This is a genomic window from Pontibacter mangrovi, from assembly GCF_006385705.1.
Lineage (GTDB): Bacteria > Bacteroidota > Bacteroidia > Cytophagales > Hymenobacteraceae > Pontibacter > Pontibacter mangrovi.
Genome location: NZ_VFRQ01000002.1, coordinates 548,276 through 571,159 on the forward strand (window position 1 = coordinate 548,276; position 22,884 = coordinate 571,159).

20 protein-coding genes are annotated in these 22,884 nt (G+C 53.6%); 16 read left to right on the plus strand and 4 right to left on the minus strand.

What is annotated here, in order from left to right; genetic code table 11:
• The first annotated feature begins 7 nt into the window (after positions 1 to 7).
• The 9 genes from FJM65_RS05935 to FJM65_RS05975 all read left to right on the plus strand — a co-directional run bounded on the left by FJM65_RS05935 (position 8) and on the right by FJM65_RS05975 (position 10,551).
• On the plus strand, positions 8 to 469 hold the full coding sequence (locus FJM65_RS05935) for a hypothetical protein (protein WP_140620413.1): 462 nt from the start codon (positions 8 to 10) through the stop codon (positions 467 to 469).
• A 120-nt stretch (positions 470 to 589) separates the two neighbouring features.
• Positions 590 to 2,404: an ABC transporter ATP-binding protein gene (locus FJM65_RS05940; RefSeq protein ID WP_140620415.1), complete on the plus strand. Its 1,815-nt coding sequence runs from the start codon at positions 590 to 592 to the stop codon at positions 2,402 to 2,404.
• 49 nt (positions 2,405 to 2,453) lie between these two features.
• Positions 2,454 to 3,218, plus strand: coding sequence for a DUF695 domain-containing protein (locus FJM65_RS05945; protein WP_140620417.1), 765 nt, complete (start codon positions 2,454 to 2,456; stop codon positions 3,216 to 3,218).
• A gap of 193 nt (positions 3,219 to 3,411) precedes the next feature.
• Entirely contained in the window at positions 3,412 to 5,676 is a 2,265-nt protein-coding gene (gene rnr / locus FJM65_RS05950) for a ribonuclease R (RefSeq protein WP_140620419.1), read from the plus strand.
• An 8-nt stretch (positions 5,677 to 5,684) separates the two neighbouring features.
• Positions 5,685 to 6,659 carry a polyprenyl synthetase family protein gene (locus tag FJM65_RS05955; RefSeq protein WP_140620421.1) on the plus strand — a complete coding sequence of 325 codons (975 nt, stop codon included), beginning with the start codon at positions 5,685 to 5,687 and terminating at the stop codon, positions 6,657 to 6,659.
• A 194-nt stretch (positions 6,660 to 6,853) separates the two neighbouring features.
• Positions 6,854 to 7,477, plus strand: coding sequence for a rhomboid family intramembrane serine protease (locus FJM65_RS05960; RefSeq protein WP_140620423.1), 624 nt, complete (start codon positions 6,854 to 6,856; stop codon positions 7,475 to 7,477).
• Positions 7,478 to 7,585: 108 nt separating this feature from the next.
• The gene (locus tag FJM65_RS05965; RefSeq protein ID WP_140620425.1) at positions 7,586 to 8,050 is read left to right on the plus strand and encodes a fasciclin domain-containing protein; all 465 of its coding nucleotides are present in this window, start codon (positions 7,586 to 7,588) and stop codon (positions 8,048 to 8,050) included.
• Positions 8,051 to 8,183: 133 nt separating this feature from the next.
• The gene (locus FJM65_RS05970; protein ID WP_140620427.1) at positions 8,184 to 8,609 is read left to right on the plus strand and encodes a hypothetical protein; all 426 of its coding nucleotides are present in this window, start codon (positions 8,184 to 8,186) and stop codon (positions 8,607 to 8,609) included.
• A 163-nt stretch (positions 8,610 to 8,772) separates the two neighbouring features.
• On the plus strand, positions 8,773 to 10,551 hold the full coding sequence (locus FJM65_RS05975; protein ID WP_140620429.1) for an SLC13 family permease: 1,779 nt from the start codon (positions 8,773 to 8,775) through the stop codon (positions 10,549 to 10,551).
• Positions 10,552 to 11,013: 462 nt separating this feature from the next.
• Here FJM65_RS05975 and FJM65_RS05980 read toward each other — a convergent pair whose 3' ends face one another.
• Complete coding sequence (locus FJM65_RS05980; protein WP_140620431.1) at positions 11,014 to 12,864, minus strand: ABC transporter ATP-binding protein; 1,851 nt, start codon at positions 12,862 to 12,864, stop codon at positions 11,014 to 11,016.
• A gap of 162 nt (positions 12,865 to 13,026) precedes the next feature.
• Between FJM65_RS05980 and FJM65_RS05985 the strand changes: the two genes are divergently transcribed.
• Positions 13,027 to 15,660, plus strand: coding sequence for a DUF3857 domain-containing protein (locus FJM65_RS05985; RefSeq protein WP_140620433.1), 2,634 nt, complete (start codon positions 13,027 to 13,029; stop codon positions 15,658 to 15,660).
• Between the two features lie 56 nt (positions 15,661 to 15,716).
• Complete coding sequence (locus FJM65_RS05990; protein ID WP_140620435.1) at positions 15,717 to 16,175, plus strand: hypothetical protein; 459 nt, start codon at positions 15,717 to 15,719, stop codon at positions 16,173 to 16,175.
• Positions 16,176 to 16,703: 528 nt separating this feature from the next.
• Here the strand turns inward: FJM65_RS05990 and FJM65_RS05995 are convergent.
• From FJM65_RS05995 to FJM65_RS06005, 3 genes are all read right to left on the minus strand, one after another.
• Positions 16,704 to 17,753: a glutathione synthetase gene (locus FJM65_RS05995; protein WP_140620437.1), complete on the minus strand. Its 1,050-nt coding sequence runs from the start codon at positions 17,751 to 17,753 to the stop codon at positions 16,704 to 16,706.
• A gap of 44 nt (positions 17,754 to 17,797) precedes the next feature.
• Positions 17,798 to 19,645, minus strand: a complete 1,848-nt coding sequence (locus FJM65_RS06000; protein ID WP_140620439.1) for a flavohemoglobin expression-modulating QEGLA motif protein — start codon at positions 19,643 to 19,645, stop codon at positions 17,798 to 17,800.
• 121 nt (positions 19,646 to 19,766) lie between these two features.
• Positions 19,767 to 20,573: an N-formylglutamate amidohydrolase gene (locus tag FJM65_RS06005; protein WP_140620441.1), complete on the minus strand. Its 807-nt coding sequence runs from the start codon at positions 20,571 to 20,573 to the stop codon at positions 19,767 to 19,769.
• Positions 20,574 to 20,821: 248 nt separating this feature from the next.
• On the opposite strand from FJM65_RS06005, the gene FJM65_RS21175 reads away from it, so the two are divergent.
• The 5 genes from FJM65_RS21175 (at position 20,822) to FJM65_RS06025 (ending at position 22,825) form a co-directional block, all read left to right on the plus strand.
• The gene (locus FJM65_RS21175; RefSeq protein WP_181163653.1) at positions 20,822 to 20,998 is read left to right on the plus strand and encodes a hypothetical protein; all 177 of its coding nucleotides are present in this window, start codon (positions 20,822 to 20,824) and stop codon (positions 20,996 to 20,998) included.
• A gap of 38 nt (positions 20,999 to 21,036) precedes the next feature.
• Positions 21,037 to 21,228 (plus strand): hypothetical protein, encoded by a 192-nt coding sequence (locus FJM65_RS06010; protein ID WP_140620444.1) that lies wholly within the window; start codon positions 21,037 to 21,039, stop codon positions 21,226 to 21,228.
• A 2-nt stretch (positions 21,229 to 21,230) separates the two neighbouring features.
• Positions 21,231 to 21,590 carry a magnesium citrate secondary transporter gene (locus FJM65_RS06015; RefSeq protein ID WP_140620446.1) on the plus strand — a complete coding sequence of 120 codons (360 nt, stop codon included), beginning with the start codon at positions 21,231 to 21,233 and terminating at the stop codon, positions 21,588 to 21,590.
• A 111-nt stretch (positions 21,591 to 21,701) separates the two neighbouring features.
• On the plus strand, positions 21,702 to 22,427 hold the full coding sequence (locus FJM65_RS06020) for a head GIN domain-containing protein (RefSeq protein ID WP_140620448.1): 726 nt from the start codon (positions 21,702 to 21,704) through the stop codon (positions 22,425 to 22,427).
• A 131-nt stretch (positions 22,428 to 22,558) separates the two neighbouring features.
• Positions 22,559 to 22,825 (plus strand): hypothetical protein, encoded by a 267-nt coding sequence (locus FJM65_RS06025; RefSeq protein WP_140620449.1) that lies wholly within the window; start codon positions 22,559 to 22,561, stop codon positions 22,823 to 22,825.
• Positions 22,826 to 22,884: the final 59 nt, after the last annotated feature.

Below are 22,884 nucleotides of genomic sequence, written 5' to 3' on the forward strand. Positions count from 1 at the left end.
AAGTATAATGCAGAAGGCTGCTCCAGGTGGGGCAGCCTTTTTGTTTTGCCTGGCGCTGGTTATCTTTAGCAGGATGATAAAGGACCTGAATAAACTCGACCTGATGATAGCCGCCTTATACTTGTACTACAGGCGGAGGTATGATCACTGGTTCAGTGCATTCCAGACTAAAAATTTCTTTGGCTTACTAGGCCTATTTTGGTTGTGGTTAAAGTTTGAATGGGCTAGCTTTATACTTGGTGTGCCGGTGCCGAATATAGATGATCCAATGTACTTTCTAGGAATATTCGCTATTGCATGGGCTTTGAGCGGCTTTATCATCCACAAATTCACTTTGTCTTTCCAAGAGCTATCAACTATAGATTTATATCCGGAAGAATATACCAGAGGCTATAAACTGTCTTTCTATTTCATGATATTAACTTTAGTTGTTTTTTGCGCTTCACTGATGTGGCTGGATAAGCAATAGTAGCAAAAAGTCCCTCTTTGAAAGGGATTGGGGTATGATTTCTTCACTCTAAGGGAACAAAACGCCACCTTCTCCTCAAAATTCATACTTTTACCAAAAGCCTAATTCATACTTTCACCCTTGCCTACTACCACGCCCATACTTCAGGTCAGAGATCTGGAGACAACATTCTCCACTAGCCACAGCACCACCAAAGCCGTGGACGGCATTTCCTTTGAGGTATATCCGGGAGAGGCAGTGGCGATTGTAGGCGAGTCGGGCTCGGGTAAATCGGTAACGGCGCTCTCGTTGATGCGGCTGATAGAGGACGCGGATGCAGCAACAGCAGGAGAAGCTATCTTCCAGTCAGAGAAGTGTGGCGAGGTTGATCTGCTGCAGCTGCCAGAGAAGCAGTTGCAGCAGATCAGGGGCAGCGAGCTAAGTATGGTTTTCCAGGACCCGATGTCGTCGCTGAACCCGGTTTATACTTGTGGAAAACAGGTGGCGGAGGTGCTGTTGCTGCATACTCATCTTTCTAAAAAAGAGGCTAAAGAGCGCGTTCTGCAGCTTTTTGAGCAGGCAAAGCTGCCAAACCCCATCCAGGTTTTTGAGGCTTATCCACATGAGATTTCGGGAGGGCAGAAGCAGCGCGTGATGATTGCCATGGCCATGGCCTGCAAGCCTGCCCTGCTTATTGCCGATGAGCCCACCACCGCCCTGGATGTAACGGTGCAGGCACGGGTGCTGCAGCTGATAGATGAACTGCGGGTGAAGGAGAGAACATCCGTGCTTTTTATTACCCACGACCTGAGCGTAGTAGCCGAAATAGCTGACCGCATCCTGGTGATGTACAAAGGGAAGTTGGTAGAACAGGGCAGCGTGATGGATATCTTCACAAACCCGCAGCACCCTTACACCAAAGGTCTGCTGGCTTGCCGGCCATCTTTATCTATAAGCCGGGAGCTTAGGCTGCCTGTTGTTGCCGACTTTATGCAGGAGGATGCCCAAGGCAATGTTTCTGAGGTTGAAGATTACATCCACTACACACCCTTAACGGGTATGGCAGGTATAAAGCATCAGCCAGAAAAGCAAAACCAGCCACCGCTGCTGCAGGTAAATAACCTGAAAGTATACTTTCCGGTGCGGAAAGGCTTCTGGTCCAGAACTGCGGGCTATGTAAAGGCAGTGGACGGAGTGAGCTTTGAGCTGAAGGCCGGCGAAACCATCGGCTTAGTAGGAGAGTCTGGCTGCGGCAAAACCACGTTGGGCCGTGCCATACTGCGGCTGCTGGAGCCTAGCCAGGGCCAGGTGCTCTTCAACGGCCACGACTTTACGAACCTAAACGCTGAGGAACTGCGCCGGAGCCGCCGGCACCTGCAAATGGTTTTCCAGGACCCGCACGCCTCGCTTAACCCGATGCACACAGTGGGCGAGTCTATTTTGGAGCCGATGCAAGTGCATAACCTGCACTCGGGCGGCAAAGAACGCCGTACAAAAGTTTTGGAACTGCTTGATAAAGTGGGCTTAAGTACGGCCATGCTGCACCGTTATCCACACGAGCTTTCGGGGGGGCAGCAGCAGCGGGTTTGCCTGGCAAGGGCGCTGGCCGTGCAGCCGCAGTGCCTCATCTGCGATGAGGCGGTGTCGGCATTGGATGTGTCGGTGCAGGCGCAGGTGCTAAACCTGCTGAACAAGCTTAAAGAGGAGTTTGGCCTCAGCTATCTCTTTATTACCCACGACTTATCTGTAGCAAAATATATGTCGGACCGTATATTAGTGATGCAAGGAGGCAGGATTGTGGAAAGCGGCACACCCGAACAGCTCTTTAGCCAACCGCAGCAGGAGTATACGCGTACCTTAATCAGTGCAATTCCGAGAGGTGAGCCCGAAGACATAGCTGCCGCGCAACAGCAAAGGAAAGCCCTGCAGGAGCGGGTAAGCTACGCGGGCGGCTGACAGCACAATCCTGAAAACCCTGGTAGATAGCACTTAAAGCTTGTAAACTATGGACCAAACAAACCATGAACCGGATTGGGAGTTTCATTTCAGAAGCATAGATAACAAGCCCGGCTCTATTGCGGTAGACCTGGGCCTTGCCAGCGTAGCGCCTATAACTGAAAAGCCGCACCTGCTGCAGGTGGCAGTAAAAATGTCTAACCCCCGGCCAGACGGCCTTTCGTCTTTGCAGGAAACCATTGTGCTGCAGAGCCTGGAGGATGACCTGGAAGAAATGCTGCGCAGCACCTGCCAGGCTACTTATGCTGGCCGCCTTACCTCTAACGGCTACCGCAAAGTATATTTTTACCTGAGCGAGCCCAACGGCTACGCCGAGCACATCCAGCAGGTCATGCAAAACTACAGCAACCACGAGTACTCCCACAAAGTGGTAAAAGATGCTTCCTGGAGCCGCTATTTTAACTTCCTGTACCCGGAGCCGGAGCAGTTGCAAAGTATAAAAAACCGCAAGGTGCTGGAGGAGTTGGAGAGCAACGGCGACGACCTGAGCAAAGAGCGGCAGGTAGACCATTGGCTATACTTTAAGACCAAGGAAGACAGAGAGGCTTTTCTGGAAAGCATATCCAAGGAAAACTATGCCGTGGTCACCAGCGATTTTCTGGCCTCCTCGCAGGATTACCCGTACCGCCTGCACATCAACCGCACCGATAAGCTAAACCAGCTCAGCATAGACAAGGCTGTGCTGTACCTGCAGCGCCTGGCGCAGCGCCACCACGGCGAGTACGATGGCTGGGAGACCTCACTGGAAGTATAAGCACCGCCAGGTTCCGGCGCCTAAATGTCGCTCCAAGCCGTTTATATAGAAAATTCTATATAACTTACCCCGAATAGCAGATCACTTTAGCCAAAGAGCCGGAAGCGGCGTATAGAAAGTCTAAACCATTTAGGCTAAAGATTGTAAATGGCAGTGGCGGCCCTATTGGCTGCCCCCATATTGATGAAGATACATGAGAAGTAAAAAAGACAACAAAGGCGGCAAAGACAAAGAGAGCCGCAACGACAGGGGCCGCTCCCGCAGAAGAGGCGGCGACTCATCTAATAAAAAAGAAACAGCCCGCGAGGCTTATGCCCGCAAAGAGCCCTCTAACCGCAAGGGCGCGCCAAAATCAGCCAAAGCCATCGTTCTGGAAGTTTTCTCTAACAGCCCCGATACCGTGTTTACCATGCACCAGGTTACCCGCCGTTTAGGCGTTACCGACAAGCATGGCCGCGAGCAGGTGCAGAACCTGGTAAAGGCGCTGGTGCGCGAGAACAAACTGCTGGCCGTCGACGACGACAAGTACATGATGAACCTGAAGGTGGAGATAGTGACGGGGCGCGTGGATCTGGCCAACAGCAAGTATGCCTATATTGTGTCGGAGGAGCGCGAGGAGGACATCCGCGTGTATACCGAGCACCTGCAGTATGCCATGGACGGCGACCTGGTGAAGGTAGAGGTGCTGCCATCTGTGCGCGGCGGCCGCCAGGAGGGCGTAGTGGTAGAGGTGCTGGAGCGCACCCGTACCGAGCTGGTGGGTTTGATGGAGCTATCCAAGAACTTCGGTTTTGTGGTGCCCGATTTTAAACGTACCTATTTTGATGTGTTTGTAGGCGAGCGCCACCTGGGCGAGGCTGAGTCGGGTGACAAGGTGCTGGTGCGCATTATCGAGTGGCCGGACAAGCCGGGCAAAAACCCGACGGGCGAAGTGATCCGCGTGTTCGGACCTGCCGGAGAGCACGAGGCGGAGATTCACTCCATCATGGCCGAATTTGGCCTGCCGTTCGAGTTCCCGGAGGCGGTGGAGGAAGAGGCCGAGTCTATCTCTGATAAAATACCTGCCGGTGAGATTGCCAAGCGCCGCGACTTCCGCGACGTCACCACCTTCACCATAGACCCTGCCGACGCCAAAGACTTCGACGATGCCCTGTCCATCCAGAAACTGGAGAACGGCAACTGGGAGATCGGCGTGCACATTGCCGACGTAACGCACTACGTGCACCCGCGAAGTATACTGGAGAAAGAGGCCTATCACCGCGCCACATCCGTGTACCTGGTAGACAGGACCATCCCGATGCTGCCGGAGCGCCTTTCCAACGGGCTTTGCTCGCTGAGACCAAACGAGGAGAAGCTGACCTTTTCGGTGGTGTTTGAGCTGGACGAGAACGGCAAACTGTACGACACCTGGTACGGCCGCACCATCATCTACTCCGACCGTCGCTTTAGCTACGAGGAGGCGCAGGAGCGCATCGAGACCGGTGAGGGCGACTTTGCAGAGGAGATCAACATCCTGAACAGCATTGCCAAGAAGCTGCAGGCCAAACGCTTTAAAAACGGCGCCATCTCATTTGAGACGGTGGAGGTGAAGTTTAAGCTGGATGAGGACGGCAGACCGCTGTATATCTACGTGAAAGAGCGCAAGGATGCCCATAAGCTGATCGAGGAGTTCATGCTGCTGGCCAACAAGCGCGTGGCGGAGTTCGTGTACAACCTGGGCAAAGGCAAAAAGCGCCCGACCATGGTATACCGTACCCACGGCCAACCGGATCCCGATAAGCTGAGCACTTTCTCGCTGTTTGCCCGCAAGTTTGGCTATAAGGTGGATGTGGATGCCGATATCTCGGAAGAGCTGAACCACCTGACCTCCGAGATAGAGGGCAAGCCGGAGCAGAGCGTGCTGCAGAACCTGGCGATCCGCACGATGGCCAAGGCCAAGTATAGCACTGAGCCGGAAGGGCACTTCGGCCTGGCATTCGACCACTACTCGCACTTTACCTCACCTATTCGCCGCTACCCGGATATGATGGCGCACCGCCTGCTGCAGCATTACCTGGACGGCGGCAACTCTGCCGAAAAAGACGAGTTTGAGGAGCGCTGCAAGCACTCTTCCGAAATGGAGAAACGCGCTGCCGACGCCGAGCGTGCCTCTATCAAGTATAAGCAGGTGGAGTTTATGAAGGATACTATTGGAAATCAGTACAAGGGTATAGTTTCCGGTGTCACAGAATGGGGTATATTTGTGGAGATCGAGGAGAACAAGTGCGAAGGCATGGTACGCCTGGCCGACATCAACGACGATTATTACGAGCTGGATGCCGACAACTACCGCATCATCGGCCGCCAGACCAAGCGTATCATCTCGTTTGGCGATGAGGTGCTGGTAGAGGTGAAAAGCGCCAACTTGGCCGACCGTACCATCGATCTGGACCTGGTAGAGACACTAAAACAACATTAAGATACCCTGTGGATATCAACACCCTGTCTGAAAAGATAAACCATACTTTGTCCACGCTCCGCTATGGTGAAAACCCGAAGGAGCTTTACGAGCCGATCCGCTATATTATGGCCCTCGGCGGCAAAAGAATACGGCCGATGCTGGTGCTGCTGAGTGCCAAAATGTTTGGTGAGGAAGTGGACCATGCCCTTTTGCCGGCGGCGGCGGTGGAGGTTTTCCACAACTTCACGCTCATGCACGACGACATCATGGACCGCGCCCCGCTGCGTCGCGGGCAGCAAACCGTGCACGAGAAGTGGGATGCCAACACCGCCATACTTAGCGGCGATGTGATGCTGGTGCGTGCCTACGAGCTGCTGCTGGGTGTGGAGCCGGATAAGCTGGCCCTGGTGCTGCGCCTGTTCAGTCGCACGGCCGCCGAAGTATGCGAAGGCCAGCAGCTGGACATGAATTTTGAGCGCCGCGAGCAGGTCAGCATCCACGAGTACATCCACATGATTACGCTGAAAACGGCGATTCTGCTGGGTTTTAGCCTGGAGCTGGGTGCCATTTTGCAGGGCGCACCAAAAACCGACGCCGAGCACCTGAAAGCCTTCGGCGATAACATCGGCATAGCGTTTCAGTTGCGCGACGATTTACTGGACGTGTACGGCGACAAGGCCAAGTTTGGCAAACAGGTGGGCGGCGATATTCTATCGGACAAGAAGACCTTTCTGATGCTGACGGCGCTGGAGCAGGCAGACGAGCAGCAGCGGCAAACCATCACCGGCTGGCGCGATAAAACCGACGAAAGTATAGCCGAGGAAAAAGTACGTGCCGTGACCGAGGTATATGACCAACTTAACATCCGCCACCAGACCGAGCAGCAGATCGATCTATACTTTAAGAAAGCCCTGCATCACCTGGATGCCATACAATTGCCGGAGGAGCGCAAAAGCACCATCCGCGGCCTGGCCATGCAACTGATGGAAAGGGATTCTTAATTGTTAAATTGATGTATTGTTAAATTGTTAGTCGGCAGGTGTAAGGCAGAGTTCTGTACCCGCTGGCATTCCATAACGGCATCATCAACAGGCACACAGTATAAAGCTGCACATAAAACAACAGAGAGTTAGAACGGTATTTTATCGTTCTAACTCCTAAACTCTCAAACTCCTTAACTCTCTAACTCCTAAAAATGAGCGTTACCGTCATTCTGATTATTATTACCGTTGGCCTTTCGTGGTACGCCTGGCAAAACCAGGACATCATGCACAAATGGATCTTCCAGCCTTATGCCGTGCAGCGCGACAACTCCTGGTACCGCTTTCTTACCTCCGGCTTCCTGCATGCCGACTTTGCGCACCTGCTGTTTAACATGTTCACGCTGTATTTCTTCGGTGATGTGGTGGAGTATGTCTTTAAGTCAACTTACGGGCCTACCGCGGGCATACTTTTATACTTGCTGGTGTACCTGGGCGGCATCATTGTGTCAGACATCCCAACTTACTTTAAGCACCGCAACGACCCGCCTTACCGCGCGCTAGGTGCCTCAGGCGGGGTAGCCAGCATTGTGTTCTCCAGCATCCTGTTCTTCCCGACGCTGGATATCTGCCTTTTTGCCTTTTTGTGCCTGCCAGGCTTTATCTTTGGCATCCTGTACATGATGTACTCCTACTTCTCGGGCAAGCGCATGGGCGATAACATCAACCACGACGCGCACTTTTACGGGGCCTTGTATGGATTTGTGCTGAGCCTGGTGCTGGTGCCGAGCGCCCTGCCGAACTTCTTCCAGCAGATTGCCAGCTGGCGCATGTTCTAAAGTATAAGCCAGCCTTAAATTGTACTTTTGCCGATTGATTAGTTTGCCGATATTTTAGCTGTTATGAGAGTGGCTACGTATATAAAAGCCATACATTACCCATAACACATGAGATTTCTGCATAAGTATACCTGCATTAGATTTGTGCTTTTGCTTGCACTGCTTGCGGCATGGGCGCAGGAGGGGATGGCACAGGAAAACTCTACCATTATGGAGTATCTGGTGAAGGAACGTCCCACACTGGCCGGGCTCGTCACGAAAGCTGGTTTTGCTCCGCTTTTGTCCGGAAACCAGCCGGTTACACTGCTAGCTCCCCCCGAGAGTGCGCTTCAGGCTTTAAAACAGGAGTCGCCGGAACAGCTGCGCTCCATACTATCGGTGCATGTTTTGCGTGGCGAGTACCTAAAAAAAGACCTTAAAGAAGGCCAGACCATAAAGGCCGTTTGCGGCAGCCCAATTACCGTTTACCGTAAAGGCGGGCAAACCCTGATAAACGGCGTCCCGCTCCAACGGACTGATATTGAGGCTAAAAATGGCGTTATACATGAGTTGGGGGGAGTGCTGGCAATGTAAATTCGCCGCCCTAGCGCTCCCTGTTAAGCAGCATAGTCTTTTCCGAAGCTGCAATTCTTCCTTTTTAACATAATTTTAACCTCCTATAGTATAAGTCGGAAGAGGCTGATACTGCGTAAGTAAGAAAGCCTCTATGCACAACCCAGATAAAGATACCGAAAAACAGTCTGCCGTAGCCTTGGTCTCCAAAAACCAGCACTACGAGCTACGGTTCGATTCCGGTAAAAACAGGCTATACATCGGGATCTACGGTTTCTGGAAAAACAGGAACGATGTGCCTGGTTATCTTTCGGATCTGAAAAAGGCGCTTATACTTGTCAATCCTGGTTTCACACTTCTTCTGGACATGCGCACACTCATCACGCACCCTCCGGCGGTGGCAGATATGCAGGCGGAGGCGCATAAACTCCTGAAAGAGGCGAGCCTGGGAAAAGCCGCTTGCGTCTTCCCGATTGACCATATTGCCACGTTGCAGGTAGAAGATATGCTGGGGCACGGGCACTTCCGGTGTGAGCGCTTTGCCTCAGTCTCCGAAGCAGAAGCTTGGCTTAATCTTTAAGCCTAACCCCCTTACTTCAGCATGTAGTGTGGCCCGCACCGCCAAAAAGAAGCTTAACGCTACTGTAACCGCGCACCCCTAAAATAAGTTTATAGTACCCAAACCTGTGCATGTGAGTGCTTTGCGGCATGCCTGGTGCGCCTCACTTGTAGTACTTTGGCCCATGACCGTGGAGATCGGCATTGCGTTGGGAATTATCCTCTTGGCGGTTATACTCTTTGTAACCGAGCGGCTCTCTATTGACACGGTTGCCATACTTACCATGGTGCTGTTTATGGTTACCGGCGTGCTGACCCCTGCCGAGGGCTTGGCTGGTTTTAGCAACCCGGCTACCGTTACCGTGGCGGCCATGTTTATCATCAGCTCAGCTATATTTAAGTCAGGGGCCTTAAACAGCATCGGCACAGGCCTTACCCGTGTGGGCCGCAGGAGCTATCTTCTGTGCCTGTTGGCCCTGATGCTCATTTCCGGTAGCCTTTCCGCTTTCATAAACGACACGGCTGTGGTGGCCCTGCTGATGCCTGTGGTGATCCAGGTAGGCAAGGATATACGCGTAAGCCCCTCCAAGCTGCTGATGCCGCTGAGCTTTGGGGCTTTGCTGGGCGGCGTCTGCACGTTAATCGGTACCTCAACCAACATCCTGGTAAGCGGCATTGCGCAGACACAAGGGGTGGAGCCTTTGCAAATGTTTGAGTTTCTGCCTGCCGGGATTGTTTTTCTGTTGGCAGGCATAACATACATGTTCTTGGTGGGCCGCCACATGCTGCCCGACCGCAAAGTGCCGGATAACCTCTCTGAAGAGTTTGGCCTTGGTGATTACCTCACGGAGATCGTGCTGCTGCCGGGCTCGCCGATGGTGGGAGTGCCCCTGCAGCAGTCGAACCTGGTGCGCGACCTGGACATAGAAGTGATGCAGGTAACACGGGATAAAGAAAGACTGCAGGTCTTTCCCTCGCTCATGCTGAGGGCCAACGATGTGCTGAAGGTACTAATAGGCGTAGAGAAGCTGAAAAAGCTAAAGGAGGAGCAGGGGGTAAAGCTAAAGTCGGAGCGCAAGTTCCGGGACGAGGACATGAGCCTGTACAACAGCATGCTGTATGAAGCCATTGTTACGCCCAACTCCTACATGGAAGGCAAGTCGCTGAAAGAGCTAAACTTTCGGGCCTATAACTACGGCGCCTCGGTGCTGGCCATTCGCCACCGCGACGAGATTGTGCACGACAAGCTGGCCCACGTCAAGCTCTCGGCCGGCGACGTGCTGCTGATTTCCGCAAACCCTGAGCAGGCCGAAAAGCTGCGTCAGAACGACGACATCCTCCTTATTTCCCAAACCGCGCGCAGCAGCTTTAACTACGGCAAGATCATTCCGGTGCTGCTGATAAGCGTAGGCATCGTGTTGTCAGCAGCTACGGGCCTGGTGCCTATTGTGCTGAGTGCGGTGGTAGGGGTGGTGCTGTTGGTGGTGTTCGGCTGCATCCGGCTGGACGAAGCATACGAGGCCATTGACTGGAAAGTGATTTTTATGCTGGGCGGTGTGCTGTCGATGGGGGCGGCGCTGGAGAAAACCGGCGCTGCCCGCCTGCTGGCTGACTATCTTATACTTGGGGTAGGGGCTTACGGCCCGCACGCGCTCCTTTCCGTGTTCTTCTTCGCTACCTTCATAACGACAAACTTTATGTCGAACAATGCTACGGCGGCTTTGCTGGCACCCATTGCCATTGTTACGGCCCAGGAGATGGGCGTAAACGAGCGCCCTTTTATTATGGCAGTGGCCTATGCTGCCTCCCTCAGCTTCATGACCCCGATGGGCTACCAAACCAACACCATGATCTACGGCCCGGGCAACTACCGCTTCTATGATTTTCTGAAAGTGGGCACCCCGCTCAACCTGCTGCTCTGGCTGCTCGCCTCGCTCATCATTCCATACTTCTTCCCGCTGTAGCACAGGATGTTCCACGTGGAGAGCCTTAATTTTGATTGAGTGATTGAGTGAAATGTATGCTCTGTAGATATAGCGATTGATGTTCTTTAGCTATACTTCTTTAAGCGCCGCTTCCTGTAAACTGATACAAGCTATACTTACTAGTTCACGTTCATCCTCTAGTTCCCACAAGCCGACCGTTTCATCTCATACTTTGGTGCCCTCAAGGCCGGGAGGCCCCTACCCCCACCCAAGGACTGGGATCAAGTTCGATAGCCATATGGCTAACGGAGCTGGAACAAAGCCCCCCTTTGAAGGGGGCAGGGGGATGATTACACCTGCGTAATTCCCCTCCTTAGACAAGGAGGGGCAGGGGTGGTTGGACCCGGTGCTACAGACACGCGGACAAGGATGTCCGCAGCAGGCAAAGTTCCGGACGAGGAAGTCCGGAACAGCAGGTTTTCTACTTCTCTACCTTTCTACCTACAAATACCCCCTTGCTTGCAGCTGAAACAGCTCGGCATACTTGCCGTTCTGCGCCAGCAGCTCCTCATGCGAGCCGAGCTCTTTTAGCTGCCCCTGCTCCAGAAACAGAATCCTGTCGGCCATGCGCACGGTGGAGAAGCGGTGGGAGATAAGTACGGCCGTGCGGCCCTCGATCAGTTCGGAGAAACGCAGGAACACCTCATGCTCGGCACGGGCATCCAGGGCGGAGGTAGGTTCATCCAGGATCAGCAGCTGCGCGTCGCGCATGTAGGCACGCGCCAGGGCTACTTTCTGCCACTCGCCACCCGACAGCTCCACGCCTTTGTTAAAGCGCTTGCCCAGCACCTGCTCATACTTGTCCGGTAGCCGCTGGATGACCACATCAGCTAAACTCTTTTGGGCCGAGCCTTGGATACGTTCTTTGTCAGTAATATTGCTGATCTGGCCGATGGCGATGTTGTCGGAGGCGGTCATCTGGAAGCGCACGTAATCCTGGAAAATAATGCCGACTTGGTGGCGCAGGTCGTTCAGATCATACTCGCGCAGGTCCACGCCATCTAAAAGGATACGCCCTTCGGTGGGCTCGTACAGCCGGGCCAGCAGCTTTACCAGGGTGGTTTTGCCGGCGCCGTTCTCACCTACCAACGCCAGTTTCTCACCAGCCCTTAAATGGAACGACAGGTGCCGCACGGCCCACTTATCCGAATTATGGTATTTAAAGCCGACATCCTCAAAGGTAAAGCCCTGCCGGATAGGGCGTGGCAGCGGCAGCGGGTTAGCGGGAGGAGTGATCTGCGGCTGCAGCTCCAGGAAGTCGAACAGGTCCTGCAAGTATAAAGCGCTCTCCGCGATCTGGGAAAAGCGCGTCATGATGCCCTGCAAGAGGCTGCGCATGTTGCTGAACGATCCCGCCAAAAAAGTAAGGCTACCCACCGTAATATTGCCGGCCACCGTGGCGAAAAGTATAAATACGTAGGCGCCGTAGTAGGCCAGCGTGCCGAGGGCGGAGAGAGCACTGCCCCAGAAAGCCCGCCGTACGGTCAGGCTCTTGTTAAGCAGGTAATATCTATCTGATAGCTCCTTAAAGCGCCCTGCCAGGAAACCGGAGAGGTTGAAGGTCTTGATTTCTTTGGCCGTTTCGTCGGAGGCCCCGATGTAGCGGAGGTAATCCAGCTCGCGGCGCTCGGGCGTCCAGGAGCGGGAGAGGGAGTAGCTGCGCTCGTTAAAATGCGTCTCGCCCAGGAACGAAGGAATAACGGCCACCAAAAGTATAAGTATGAGCCAGGGGTTAAACGCGACCAGACCAACGGCCAAGAAAGCAATCGTCACGATGTCCTGCAGCTGCGAGAGCACCTGCGACATGAGCACCACCCGCGTCACCGTTTGCCGCCGCGCCCGCTCCAGCTTGTCGTAAAACGTGGCATCCTCGAACTGCGCCAGGTCCAGCTTGGCGGCGTGCTCTATTAGGGCCACGGAGGTACGGTTCGAGAAGAGGTCCCCGAGCAGGCTGTCTACCAGCGTGATGCCCCGGTTTATCAAATCTGAAAGGATGGCCAGGCCCAGCTCCAGCGCCACCAGGGTCCAGAGGTAGGTTAGGCTTTTTTCGCCCGTCACGTCTATCAGCCGGATCACCTCGTCTATGATCAGCTTGCCCACATAGAGCATGGCCAGCGGCAGAGAGGCTTTTACCAGGCGCAGCAGCAGGTTGGTAATCGTCAGGCGCGGGCTTGTCTCCCAGATCAGCCGGAAGAACTTGGGCAGGTTCTTCAGTGCCCCCACCTGCTCCCGCAGGCTCTTTTTTTCCTTTTGGTCAGCTGTGTCTCTTGTTCCTTTTCTCGCTTTGCTCATACTTTAAATTATACTTTTAGGCGCAGGCCTTATAGCTATACAGGCAGAGGGTGGTTTTGTTTGGGCGGCGTAGCTTTAGGATATCTTTTTGCAACACGGGTTTCCATCTATAACATAATTTGCACTATATTTAATCATTAAATTATTAAAGCTTAGTACTATATGATGCATTTCTACAAAGAAAACAAACTTAACAGAGCCCTAAAGCTGTTGCTGCTGGTTGTTTGCAGCCTATGGCAAAGCACTGTTATAGCTGCCCCAAACGGGGTGTCTGTTACGCCGGAGCCTGCCTGGGTGCAAAAACTACCGCTGCGCACCGCTACCGCCATTACCGCCAATGATGTAAACGGAGGCTTCCATTACCTGCTCCTGAGCCTGCAGCATGAGGTGGCGCGGGAAGAAGTATACCGCCAATATACATACAAGCTCCTGACCGAGGAAGGCGTACAGAACTCATCAGAAATAAGGCTGAGCTTTGACCCGCATTTTGAGCAGCTGCAACTGCACAAGGTACAGGTGTGGCGCAACGGGAAGCTGATCGATAAACTGAACCTGAGCAAAGTGAAAGTTATTCAGCGGGAGGCGGGCATGGATGCGGGCATCTATGACGAGAGCCTGACCGCGATCCTGGTGTTGGACGATATCAGGGTAGGGGACGTGGTAAATTACGCCTATACTATAAAAGGCCGCAACCCTGTGTTTAAAGGCAAGTTCTTTACTTCTTTTGACCTGCAGCAGTACGACCCGGTAGATGAGATGCTGGTAAAAATTATTGCTCCGCAGGGCCGAAAGCTACACTTTAAATACCACCTCAATGCTCCTAAACCTAAAATAACCACCTCCGGAGAAGTAAAAAGTTATACCTGGCACCTGGAGCACCTGCCTACCACCGATGTAGATTCCAACACCCCCGCCTGGTACGATCCCTACCCTGGCGTTTATGTGTCTGAGTACGAGACTTGGGAGGAGGTAGCAAAATGGGCGCTGCCGCTTTATAAAGTGGAGGACAAGCCAAGCAAAAGAATGCAGGCAAAGATAGACAGTATAACGTCCGCGGTGGGCAGCGACGAGGGCCGGGTGATAGCAGCGCTGCGGTTTGTGCAGGATGAGGTGCGCTACCTTGGTTTTGAGGCAGGCATAGGAGGCTTCAAGCCCCACTCCCCAAACGAGGTGTTTCAGAACCGCTTCGGCGACTGCAAGGATAAAGCGCTGCTGCTGGTTTACATGCTGCGCCAGATGAACATAAAGGCAAGCCCCGCGCTGGTGAACACGACGCTACAGGGGCATATCCAGGATTTGCCGGCCTCTCCGTTTGCCTTTGACCACTGCATTGTGCGGGTGGAGCTTTTAGGCGGAGCCCACTTTTGGTACGACGCCACCATAAGCAAGCAGGGCGGCGACTTTGGAAGCACTTACCTGCCGCCTTACGGGCAAGCGCTTGTTCTGGAGCCCGGCACCAAAGAACTGACCCCGGTAGAGCAGCCCGTGGCCAAAGAAGCGACCGTAAAGGTGCGGGAGATTTATTACATCGAGGATGTGGAGGAGGATGTGGTGCTGGAAGTTCGTACAGAGTATACAGGGGGCGACGCAGACCGCCAACGGAGCAATTTTGCCGCTACCAGCATCCAGGACATCAAGAAAAACTACCTGGACTTTTATGCCAACGTTTATCCTGAGATTGAGGTGGCAGCAGACCCGGTTGTAGAGGACTATGCGTATGCCAATAAGTTTATCGTGATCGAGAAGTATAAAATTCCCGGCTTTTGGCAGCCGCAGCATAACAACGACCAGGTGCTGGAGGGTTGGTTTTCGTCCTTGGCCATTACGAGCTACATAGACCAACCGCAGAGCAGCAAGCGCTCCATGCCTATGGCGCTCAACCATCCTGTAAACATAGAGCAAAGTATAAAGGTGCTGCTGCCAAGAGCCTGGCCGGTGGACAACACAACGCAGCGGATAGACGACGATGCGTTCCTGTACACGAAGGAAGTTACCTACAGCGCAAGCGGTACAGAACTGAACATCGACGTGTCCTACCAGTCTAAGAAAGACTTTGTGGCGGCAGAGGCTACCGCCGATTACCTGCGCAACCAAAAAGCCATGCTCGACAACATCACCTATGGCCTGACCTATAACAAAGCTTTCATCGATAGTGTCAGCGACTTTAAGCTTAGCTGGGCTTTGGTAGTTACTTTGCTGCTGTTGCTGGGCGTGTTTGGCTTTGCCGCCTATAGGCTATACTTCTGGGACCCGGAGCCATTGGCTGATGTGTCGGAGTATGACGCCGAAAGGATAGGAGGCTGGGTTGTCGTTCCGCTGATCGGGCTCTTTCTCTCTCCGCTAGGCATACTTGCATCCTTGTTTTCGAGTGGGGCGTTTAACAGCAACCTGTGGCAGGGCTTGCTGGATGCCAACTCGGGGGCTTATTCGCCTGGGCTGGCTGGCCTGGTGCTGCTGGAGTGTATCATGAACGTTGCCTTTCTGGTTTACAACGTGCTCTTACTGCGCCTGTACTTCAAACGCCGTACAAGCGTACCAAAGCTGATGATCATCTTCTACGGAAGCAGTTTAGCCTTCATCTTGTTAGAGCTGTTAATTGCTTATGCTTTTTCGGTGAATCTCCCAGGCGGAACCGTGGGCACAAGCCTGCTTAGGTCCATGGTGGCGGCCTGTGTTTGGATTCCGTACTTCCTGATCTCATCACGCGTGAAATGCACTTTCGTAGAGCGCCTATACACGCCAGCGCCTGACCAAGAGAAGCATATGGAAGAAGAGGCAATGCAGGTCAGGAACTAACTACTTTTAGAGCTGCAGGCATCCGAAATCGCCTTTTGAGAGTATGATAGCGGTATATGACACGCTATCTGCTATACTTTCTCACGGGCGTTGCCACGGCAACGGTTATACTTTTCTTCAGGGGCTATGTATCGGTGCCGCACAATGTTTACTCGGATGTGGCGCTGCTGGCCGGCATGGTGCTGTTCAGTACTGCCTCGTGGGTAACGCTGTTCCGGATAAAGATAGGCACGCTGCTGGCTTTGTTTTGCTCGCTGGCCATGGTGCCGTGGCTGGTGCGGGCAGGGCTGCGGGTATGGGATGCGGCTGCAGACGTGCCGCAGGTGCTGCAGGTGGTACATGCCGTTATGGCTGCGCTGGTGTTTTTTACGCTGGTGGTAAGCAGCCGCTACGTGTTTAGCCGTGGTTCCTGGGGCTCGGGCACAGCGGCCCCGGGGCCTGTGCTGAAAGTGCTGCTGACGCTTCTGCCGATGGCGGTGCTGGCGGGCTGGCTGCTGGTGCAAAACAAACTATGAGGCGCTAAAATGAGAAAAGCCCCGCCATTGAATGACGGGGCTTTCTCTCACCTTAAAACAAACTAAACTAATCTAAACTTTATCTAACCTTATCTTTAGTAATAATAACTTCTCGTCTTTGTCGGGCTCCAAACCCGGAGCCTCTTATGCCTGAACCAAGGTTGCACCACTGAATTTTTATTAAAAAAAAATGCAAACAATGCTTGCACGATACATAGCCAATTTCTATATTAGCATTGCGATATAGTGCCTCTCTCAATTCGGGTGCAAAATTACTCCTTTGGTTTCTATTCCAAAAGAAAAATCGGAAAAGATTTTTCACTTTTCTCCCTTTCTCTACTTATACATTTGCAAGTTCCTCTATAACAGATAAATACAATTTGTTCGGCTGGTTACGAGTTTGCAAAAAAGCGTTGGTAAGGCCGAAAAGGCGGCAGCTAAAGGGTGTAAACCCGTTAAAAAATCCCGAAAAAAGAAAAAGCAGGGCAAGCGCCCTGCTTTGTAAAAATACCCAATCTGATTTTTAGGTTAGATCATGGCAACGGTTTTGTTGTTTATCTGCACGCCGTAGGTTTTCTTGTAGTGTACTTTTCGCTCCAGGGCCTCTATAACCGGCTCCGAAAAGTCTACCCCCTCCATCTCGCTGGCGTCTGGCAGTGCGCCCGGGCTGAAGACGTTTATCTCCATGAGTTTATCGCCCACGATGTCCAGCCCAACCAGGAACATGCCGTCCTGAATCAGCTTAGGCTTCACGAGCTCCACCAGGTCCAGCATCTTCTGGTCTACTTTGGCTGCCTGCGCCGAGCCGCCAGCGTGCATGTTGCTCCGGATGTCGTCTTTGCTGTTTACGCGCCTGATGGCACAGTACTTGCCCTTGTGCTGCAGCGCCTCGCCGTTCATCACAAACAAGCGCGTGTCGCCCTCGCTCGCCTGCGGCAGATACTCCTGCGCTATCACGTAGCCGTCGCGGCTGATGGCCTCCACGATCTGGTTCAGGTTGGTGGCATCGTTCTTCTTTACCATGAACACGCCGGAGCCGCCGGAGCCCTGCAGCGGCTTCAGGATGATGTTGTTCTTCTGCTCGTTGTAAAACTGCTTTATCTCCTCCTTGTCGCGGGTGATGAGCGTGCGCGGGCGCACCGCCTCCGGAAAGTGCTGGAAATACATCTTGTTTACCGCGTCAGAGAGCTTGGTGGGGTCGTTGAGCACGATAGTGCCGTGGCGCAGGGCCAGCTGGCCAAAGATAATGCCGGCGTTCTGGGCCCAGGCCCGTCCCTCGCCTTCGGCAGAAGGGTCGTTGCGAAGCATCAGCACGTCCAGGTCCGGGGCGGTAACGCGCACGCGGTTGGCTTTCTCGCCCTGCAGGGCCTCCAGGTACGTGGCCGGCGACTTATACTTATGCTTAGGGTCGGCCTGTATCGCGTCGGCCCCCATGTAGCCGTCAGGGTAGTAAGCCAGGTCGCCTACACCCATCAGGTACACAACGTGCCCTTTGTTGTGCATGCGCTGTGCCAGAAAAATAGTGGTGTATCCGGGTTTCTCAGTAGTTATATCGTTTACTACAAATCCAATTGTCATGTGGTGTTTTGAGTTTATACTTAGGTTGATGATGTGGTGGAAGATCACAGTAAGTTAAATACTGAAATGCCCGCTTTTAGTTGTTCCAGCTTTGGTTTGATGCGCTCGTCGAGGAGGTAGCGCGGCCTGATGGGCATGGGGCGCAGCACGTTCCGGTAAATAAGCTCCTGCACAATTGGGATATAGTCCTGCCTGATTTTGCCGATGAGCAGCGGCTCCAGTTCTTTGCCCTCTTTCAGGTAGTTAAGCAGGTGCACCAGCCCGCGCAGGTACACGGCGTCCTTTGTCAGGCCGCCGCCGCGGTGCACGCGCATGGTCACGTCCCAGGCTGTCTCGTCATCAAACTTGTACTCGTCCTTCAGGCGCCAGAAGTTATCGGTAAAGCTGCAGCCTTTGGTAAGGTGGTACACGGCTACCACGCGCGCCGCCAGGATGCGCATGCGGTTCTGGTCCAGGCCGCCCACCAGCCACTCGCTTAGCACGGCCAGTCCTTCCTGCAGCTCCTCGTAGCCTGGGCTGCCGATGTAGAGCTGCTGCAGCGGCTGTGCTTTGCCGTTGTAGTACGTCAGGATGTGGGTGCCCACCTCGTGCTGGATAAGGGCCGCAGCGCGGTGGCGTGGTATGCGGGCGTCGGTGCCCACATTCAGCCGGCCTTTCGATACGATCAGCCCCACCACGTCCTCCCGCACATCCACGCCGGAGTCCAGGGCCGGGTACTGCTCCCGCAAAAAAGCAATCTCCTGCTCGGCCAGCGCCGCAAACTCAGGCACAGGTATAATGTCAGTGTCTTTCCCGGCGTCGGGTTCCGGAATGGCAGCCAGTATACCCTCGGCCACTTTCAGCAGCTGGTCGTCCACGATGCCGAAGAGCTGCATACTGCTATACAGGAAATCCGGTGAGTTGCGGTCGGAGAGCATGGTGAGCATCTTGTCCAGCTCGTGGCGCTTGTCGCGGAACAGGTAGCCCAGCGTGGGGTCGTCCACCTTCTCGATGGAGATGTTGTAGAGCTTGCGCTTAAGCTGGTCCGCATCGATGGGCATGAGGCGGTAATGGAACGTGGGCGGCTTGTTATACTTTGCTTTTTGGAATTCCGCCCAGGCCTCGTTGTTGTTTACCGGCGTTACCAGCAACAGAAACCGGAACTGGTCGCTGATGTTGGTCAGCTGCTTGTCGATGCGCCATGCTACCCGGTTCACGACCTGCCGCCCCAGCGCCTGAAAATGCACCGGGTGGTGCGTCGTCTGCACGCTCACAAAGTCAAAGACGGTTTTCTTGATGGCGTTGGCCACTTTCTCGCGGAGCGTGCGCAGCAGCAGCGGGTATACTTTGCCAGTGGCGTTGTTTTTATACACTGGTTTCAGCTGCAGGCCCAGCATCAGTATACTGTGCTTTTTCAGCTCCTCTTCCGGCATCAGGCAAAGCGGCTCCTGCAGCAGCGGCTCGTTAGGGGCTGTTTCTACGGAAGTATGAATGCCCGGCAACTTTATAGTTTGCAGCTCCTTCACGATGGTTTGGGTGGTGGTAGGCAGCTGTTCCTCCGGCCCTAGCACCTTAAACAGCGGCACTTCGGAGGTGTCGGCGGGCGCAGCCATCAGCTCAATGATCATAAAAGCCCCAAACTCATCGGCCATGGCCTTGGCTATACTTTGCACAAGCGGCCGCAGCTCCTCGTTGCGCTCCTGGTGCGAAATAATGTAGGAGGCGTTGGCTTTCAGAAAATCGGCGGTGGCGTGGTCGGGGTGGCCGGCAGGGTGGCGGAAGAGCACCAGAAAGGGCAGGGGCCTGTCGATGTACAGCAGGCCGCCGTTGGGCAGGCGGCGGTGCGCCTGCTTGCCGCGCTTCAGGCTTCGGGTGATTTTCCTGATAAAGCTGTCGGTTATACTTTCAATCATTGTTGTTTAGGTGAATAGGCTGTCTGAGGCGGCATTTACACGGTAGATGCTGTGCAGCACGCATCACGATTTTCCGAACATGAAATCCATAAACAAGGTCGGCATCTCTTGTTCTAAAGACTTATACTTGGCATACCTGCGCCAGCGCCTCCTGCACCGGGCGGGTAGTCTGCTGCAGGGCCTGTCGTATTTCCTGCACCTGCGCCTGGTCGGGCTGGCCAGTCCACTCATCCATAAAGAACTTTTTAAACTCGATGCTCATCACGCATACCCTGTCGCCGAAGGTGTCGTGGATCCAGCGCATGAAGTGGCCGCCCTCAAACTTCACGTTCTCGCGCACATCCAGCTTGCGGCCCTGGTAGTTATAGTTGCCAAGGCTGTGCATGAAAGCCTCTACTACCGGCGCCCATTTCTGGCGGTTCATGTTGCCTGTGCCGATGTTTACCTCCGGGTTCTCCTCAGGGTTGGCGGCTGGTCCGGCAGGGCCCTCACGGCGGTGGTTGTAAGTATGGAGGTCGTAAATCACGAGGCAAGCGTGCTCGTCCAGGAGCTGGGTTAGCATCTGCTTCACGTCCTGGTAAAACTTATCGTAGCGCTTCATCGATTCCTGCGCCAGTTCCTCGGGCAGTTCCTCCTTCCATACCTGCAGGCCCCAGGCATCCTCGGGCTTACGGTAAATGGCCTTCTTGGGCGGGCGGTTCAGGTCCAGCTCAAAGCGGGAGTAGTGGCCCACGATCTGGTTATCGGTAATCTTAACCCACTCTTCTGTAAAGGGGTCTTCCTCCCGCAGCCGCTCCTCAGCGGTTAAATTATAGAGGGCGCATATATTATGTCGCACTTCGTGTCCGTTATGTATGGCAGTGGCCACCAAAGGGCTATCTCCACGGGAAATGGTATAGTACACGGTGTCTACTTTTGTCTGTGTCATGGTATTAGTTGTTGTGTACTGTTTTACCCGTTCCGGCAGCTGAAGGTTATAACTGCCAATCAGAAGTAGGTGACGTGAGGAATAGCACTATAGCAGTGTGCAGGATGGATTGCAGAAATATGGCCAGGCGGAGGTATGTATTTTTAAATATGCCGTTAAAAATGTGCAAACATCGCTTGTGCTGGAGCTTAAAACTTGTGTAACTTACTTATATATAATAGAGTATAGGCTTTATATAATACATGCCTATGAATAATCTATACAAATCTATACTGATGGTTTGCGCAGTGTTTGCACTGGCTATGATGATGTATTGCCTGCGGCATGGCACCTCTGTCATTAGCCTGAAGCAGATGCTGTTGCCGGCGCTGATCTTTGGAGTAGGGCTTGCTTTGGGCGCACTGGCGAAACCTGCCCTGGAATAGCCTTGGTGCTATGAGCTGGCGGGCTTACCTTTGCGCTTATGGCTGCATCAAATTCTAAAAACTGCCCTGGCTGCGGCGCCACATTGCCTCCTTATGCCGATACATGCCCCACATGCGGGATGCGGCAGCCGCCCTCCCAAACCAGCTGGATCAAAAGGCTAAGCCCTGTGGAGGTGTTTCTGCTGATACTGGGCAGCATCATGCTGGCCATTGGTTTGGTGGCGCTGTAGGCATGGCAAATCTCCGGCAGCCGCTTTTTATCATATTGGCCCTGCTTGCCCTGGGCAACCAGCTGCTGGAGCTCTTTGGCATCATTATCTGGCCGCTGCACGCGCACCTCGACGATCTGCTGGTGCTCCCCCTGACACTTGCGCTGGCGCTGACCGCAGAACGACTATACTTTCAGAACCCATACTTTGTGCTGCCGTGGCGCTATACTTTGCTGGCGCTGCTGTTGTTTAGCCTGGTGTTTGAGGCGCTGCTGCCGCTGCTGCACCACCGATACACAGCCGATGCCCTGGATGTGCTGGCCTATGCTGCCGGGGCCGTGGTGTTTGAGCGCTGGATGAACAATTCGGCTGCAAAAGCATAGCGGCAAAATATTTTTTCTCCCTCAAGCAACCTTCCCGGAAAAATGGCATCTTTCATGTATAATCTCTTTTGGGAAGGAATTAAAAGGAAATCAATAACCAATCTTAAAACTATGAGGATCATAAAACTACAAACAGCTGCTTTTGGCCTTTTGGCCTTTGCCATGGTGCTGCTCAACGTGTCCGCCGCTATGGGGCAGTCGCTGCGCGGAAACAAGAAGATGGCCACGCAAAACCGCGAGGTGTCCGGTATAAGAGGCATTGACGTAAGCGGTGGCTTTACAGTGGAGCTAACCCAGGGCAGCAATGAGGGCGTGAAGCTGGAGGCCGAAGAGAACCTGATCGACAACATTAAAACAGAGGTGCGCAACGGCATCCTGCACATTTACAACGACCGCGGCGTGAGCACCAACAAAGGCATGAAAGCCTATGTTACGCTGAAGGACCTGGAGAGCATCGACATTAGCGGCGGGGTAAAAGTAATCGGCAACTCCAGCTTTAAATCTGATAACCTGAAGCTGGACATGAGCGGTGGCTCTAACGTAAAACTTACCGTAAGCACCAAGGAGCTGCGGGCTGATATGAGCGGCGCCAGCAAAGTAGAACTGATAGGCAAGGCCGATGTGCTGCACATGGAGATGTCGGGTGCCTCTAAAGTGGATGCCTCAGAGCTGGAGGCGCGCGAAGTGGCCATACAAGCCAGCGGGGCCAGCAACGTGAAGGTGTTTGCCAGTGAGGCATTGGATATAAACGCCTCCGGCGCCTCTGCGGTGTATTACAAAGGCAGCCCCAGCATTACCTCTGACGTGTCTGCCGCGGCCCGCATCAGCCGCCTGTAAGCACAACGAGAATACACTACCTATACAGCAAAAAGCAGCCTTACGCAGGGCTGCTTTTTTTGCTGCTTATCCTTTAGCCATGGTCAGCCGTATAGCTTAACTGCAGAAAACGAACTTAAAACGATAAAACTATGAGCGACTCAAAGAAAACGACTGACCATAAGGAAATACAGAAATGGGCCGAGCAGCACGGTGGTGTGCCTAGCGTGATAAAAGGAACCGAGAACGACGGCAGCGGCGAAGGCGTGCTGCGCATCCACTTCCCGAAGAAAAGCGACGACAACGGCAGTTTTGACGAAATCAGTTGGGATGAGTTCTTTAAAGAGTTTGACAAGAACAACCTGGCCCTGTTGCACGACCCGAACGGGAACTTTAATAAGCTGGTCAGCAGAGACTAAGTATAGCTGAGCTGAAAAAGTATAAGTATAAAAAGAGAGGCCGGTGCTGTTTTGCACCG

Excerpts from the sequence above, each read along its gene's own strand:
- FJM65_RS05935 (WP_140620413.1), top strand. The coding sequence starts at position 8 with ATGCAGAAGGCTGCTCCAGGTGGGGCAGCCTTTTTGTTTTGCCTGGCG.
- FJM65_RS05945 (WP_140620417.1), top strand. The coding sequence starts at position 2,454 with ATGGACCAAACAAACCATGAACCGGATTGGGAGTTTCATTTCAGAAGC.
- rnr (WP_140620419.1), top strand. The coding sequence starts at position 3,412 with ATGAGAAGTAAAAAAGACAACAAAGGCGGCAAAGACAAAGAGAGCCGC.
- FJM65_RS05960 (WP_140620423.1), top strand. The coding sequence starts at position 6,854 with ATGAGCGTTACCGTCATTCTGATTATTATTACCGTTGGCCTTTCGTGG.
- FJM65_RS05965 (WP_140620425.1), top strand. The coding sequence starts at position 7,586 with ATGAGATTTCTGCATAAGTATACCTGCATTAGATTTGTGCTTTTGCTT.
- FJM65_RS05970 (WP_140620427.1), top strand. The coding sequence starts at position 8,184 with ATGCACAACCCAGATAAAGATACCGAAAAACAGTCTGCCGTAGCCTTG.
- FJM65_RS05975 (WP_140620429.1), top strand. The coding sequence starts at position 8,773 with ATGACCGTGGAGATCGGCATTGCGTTGGGAATTATCCTCTTGGCGGTT.
- FJM65_RS05980 (WP_140620431.1), bottom strand. The coding sequence starts at position 12,864 with ATGAGCAAAGCGAGAAAAGGAACAAGAGACACAGCTGACCAAAAGGAA.
- FJM65_RS05985 (WP_140620433.1), top strand. The coding sequence starts at position 13,027 with ATGATGCATTTCTACAAAGAAAACAAACTTAACAGAGCCCTAAAGCTG.
- FJM65_RS05990 (WP_140620435.1), top strand. The coding sequence starts at position 15,717 with ATGACACGCTATCTGCTATACTTTCTCACGGGCGTTGCCACGGCAACG.
- FJM65_RS05995 (WP_140620437.1), bottom strand. The coding sequence starts at position 17,753 with ATGACAATTGGATTTGTAGTAAACGATATAACTACTGAGAAACCCGGA.
- FJM65_RS06000 (WP_140620439.1), bottom strand. The coding sequence starts at position 19,645 with ATGATTGAAAGTATAACCGACAGCTTTATCAGGAAAATCACCCGAAGC.
- FJM65_RS06005 (WP_140620441.1), bottom strand. The coding sequence starts at position 20,573 with ATGACACAGACAAAAGTAGACACCGTGTACTATACCATTTCCCGTGGA.
- FJM65_RS21175 (WP_181163653.1), top strand. The coding sequence starts at position 20,822 with ATGAATAATCTATACAAATCTATACTGATGGTTTGCGCAGTGTTTGCA.
- FJM65_RS06010 (WP_140620444.1), top strand. The coding sequence starts at position 21,037 with ATGGCTGCATCAAATTCTAAAAACTGCCCTGGCTGCGGCGCCACATTG.
- FJM65_RS06015 (WP_140620446.1), top strand. The coding sequence starts at position 21,231 with ATGGCAAATCTCCGGCAGCCGCTTTTTATCATATTGGCCCTGCTTGCC.
- FJM65_RS06020 (WP_140620448.1), top strand. The coding sequence starts at position 21,702 with ATGAGGATCATAAAACTACAAACAGCTGCTTTTGGCCTTTTGGCCTTT.
- FJM65_RS06025 (WP_140620449.1), top strand. The coding sequence starts at position 22,559 with ATGAGCGACTCAAAGAAAACGACTGACCATAAGGAAATACAGAAATGG.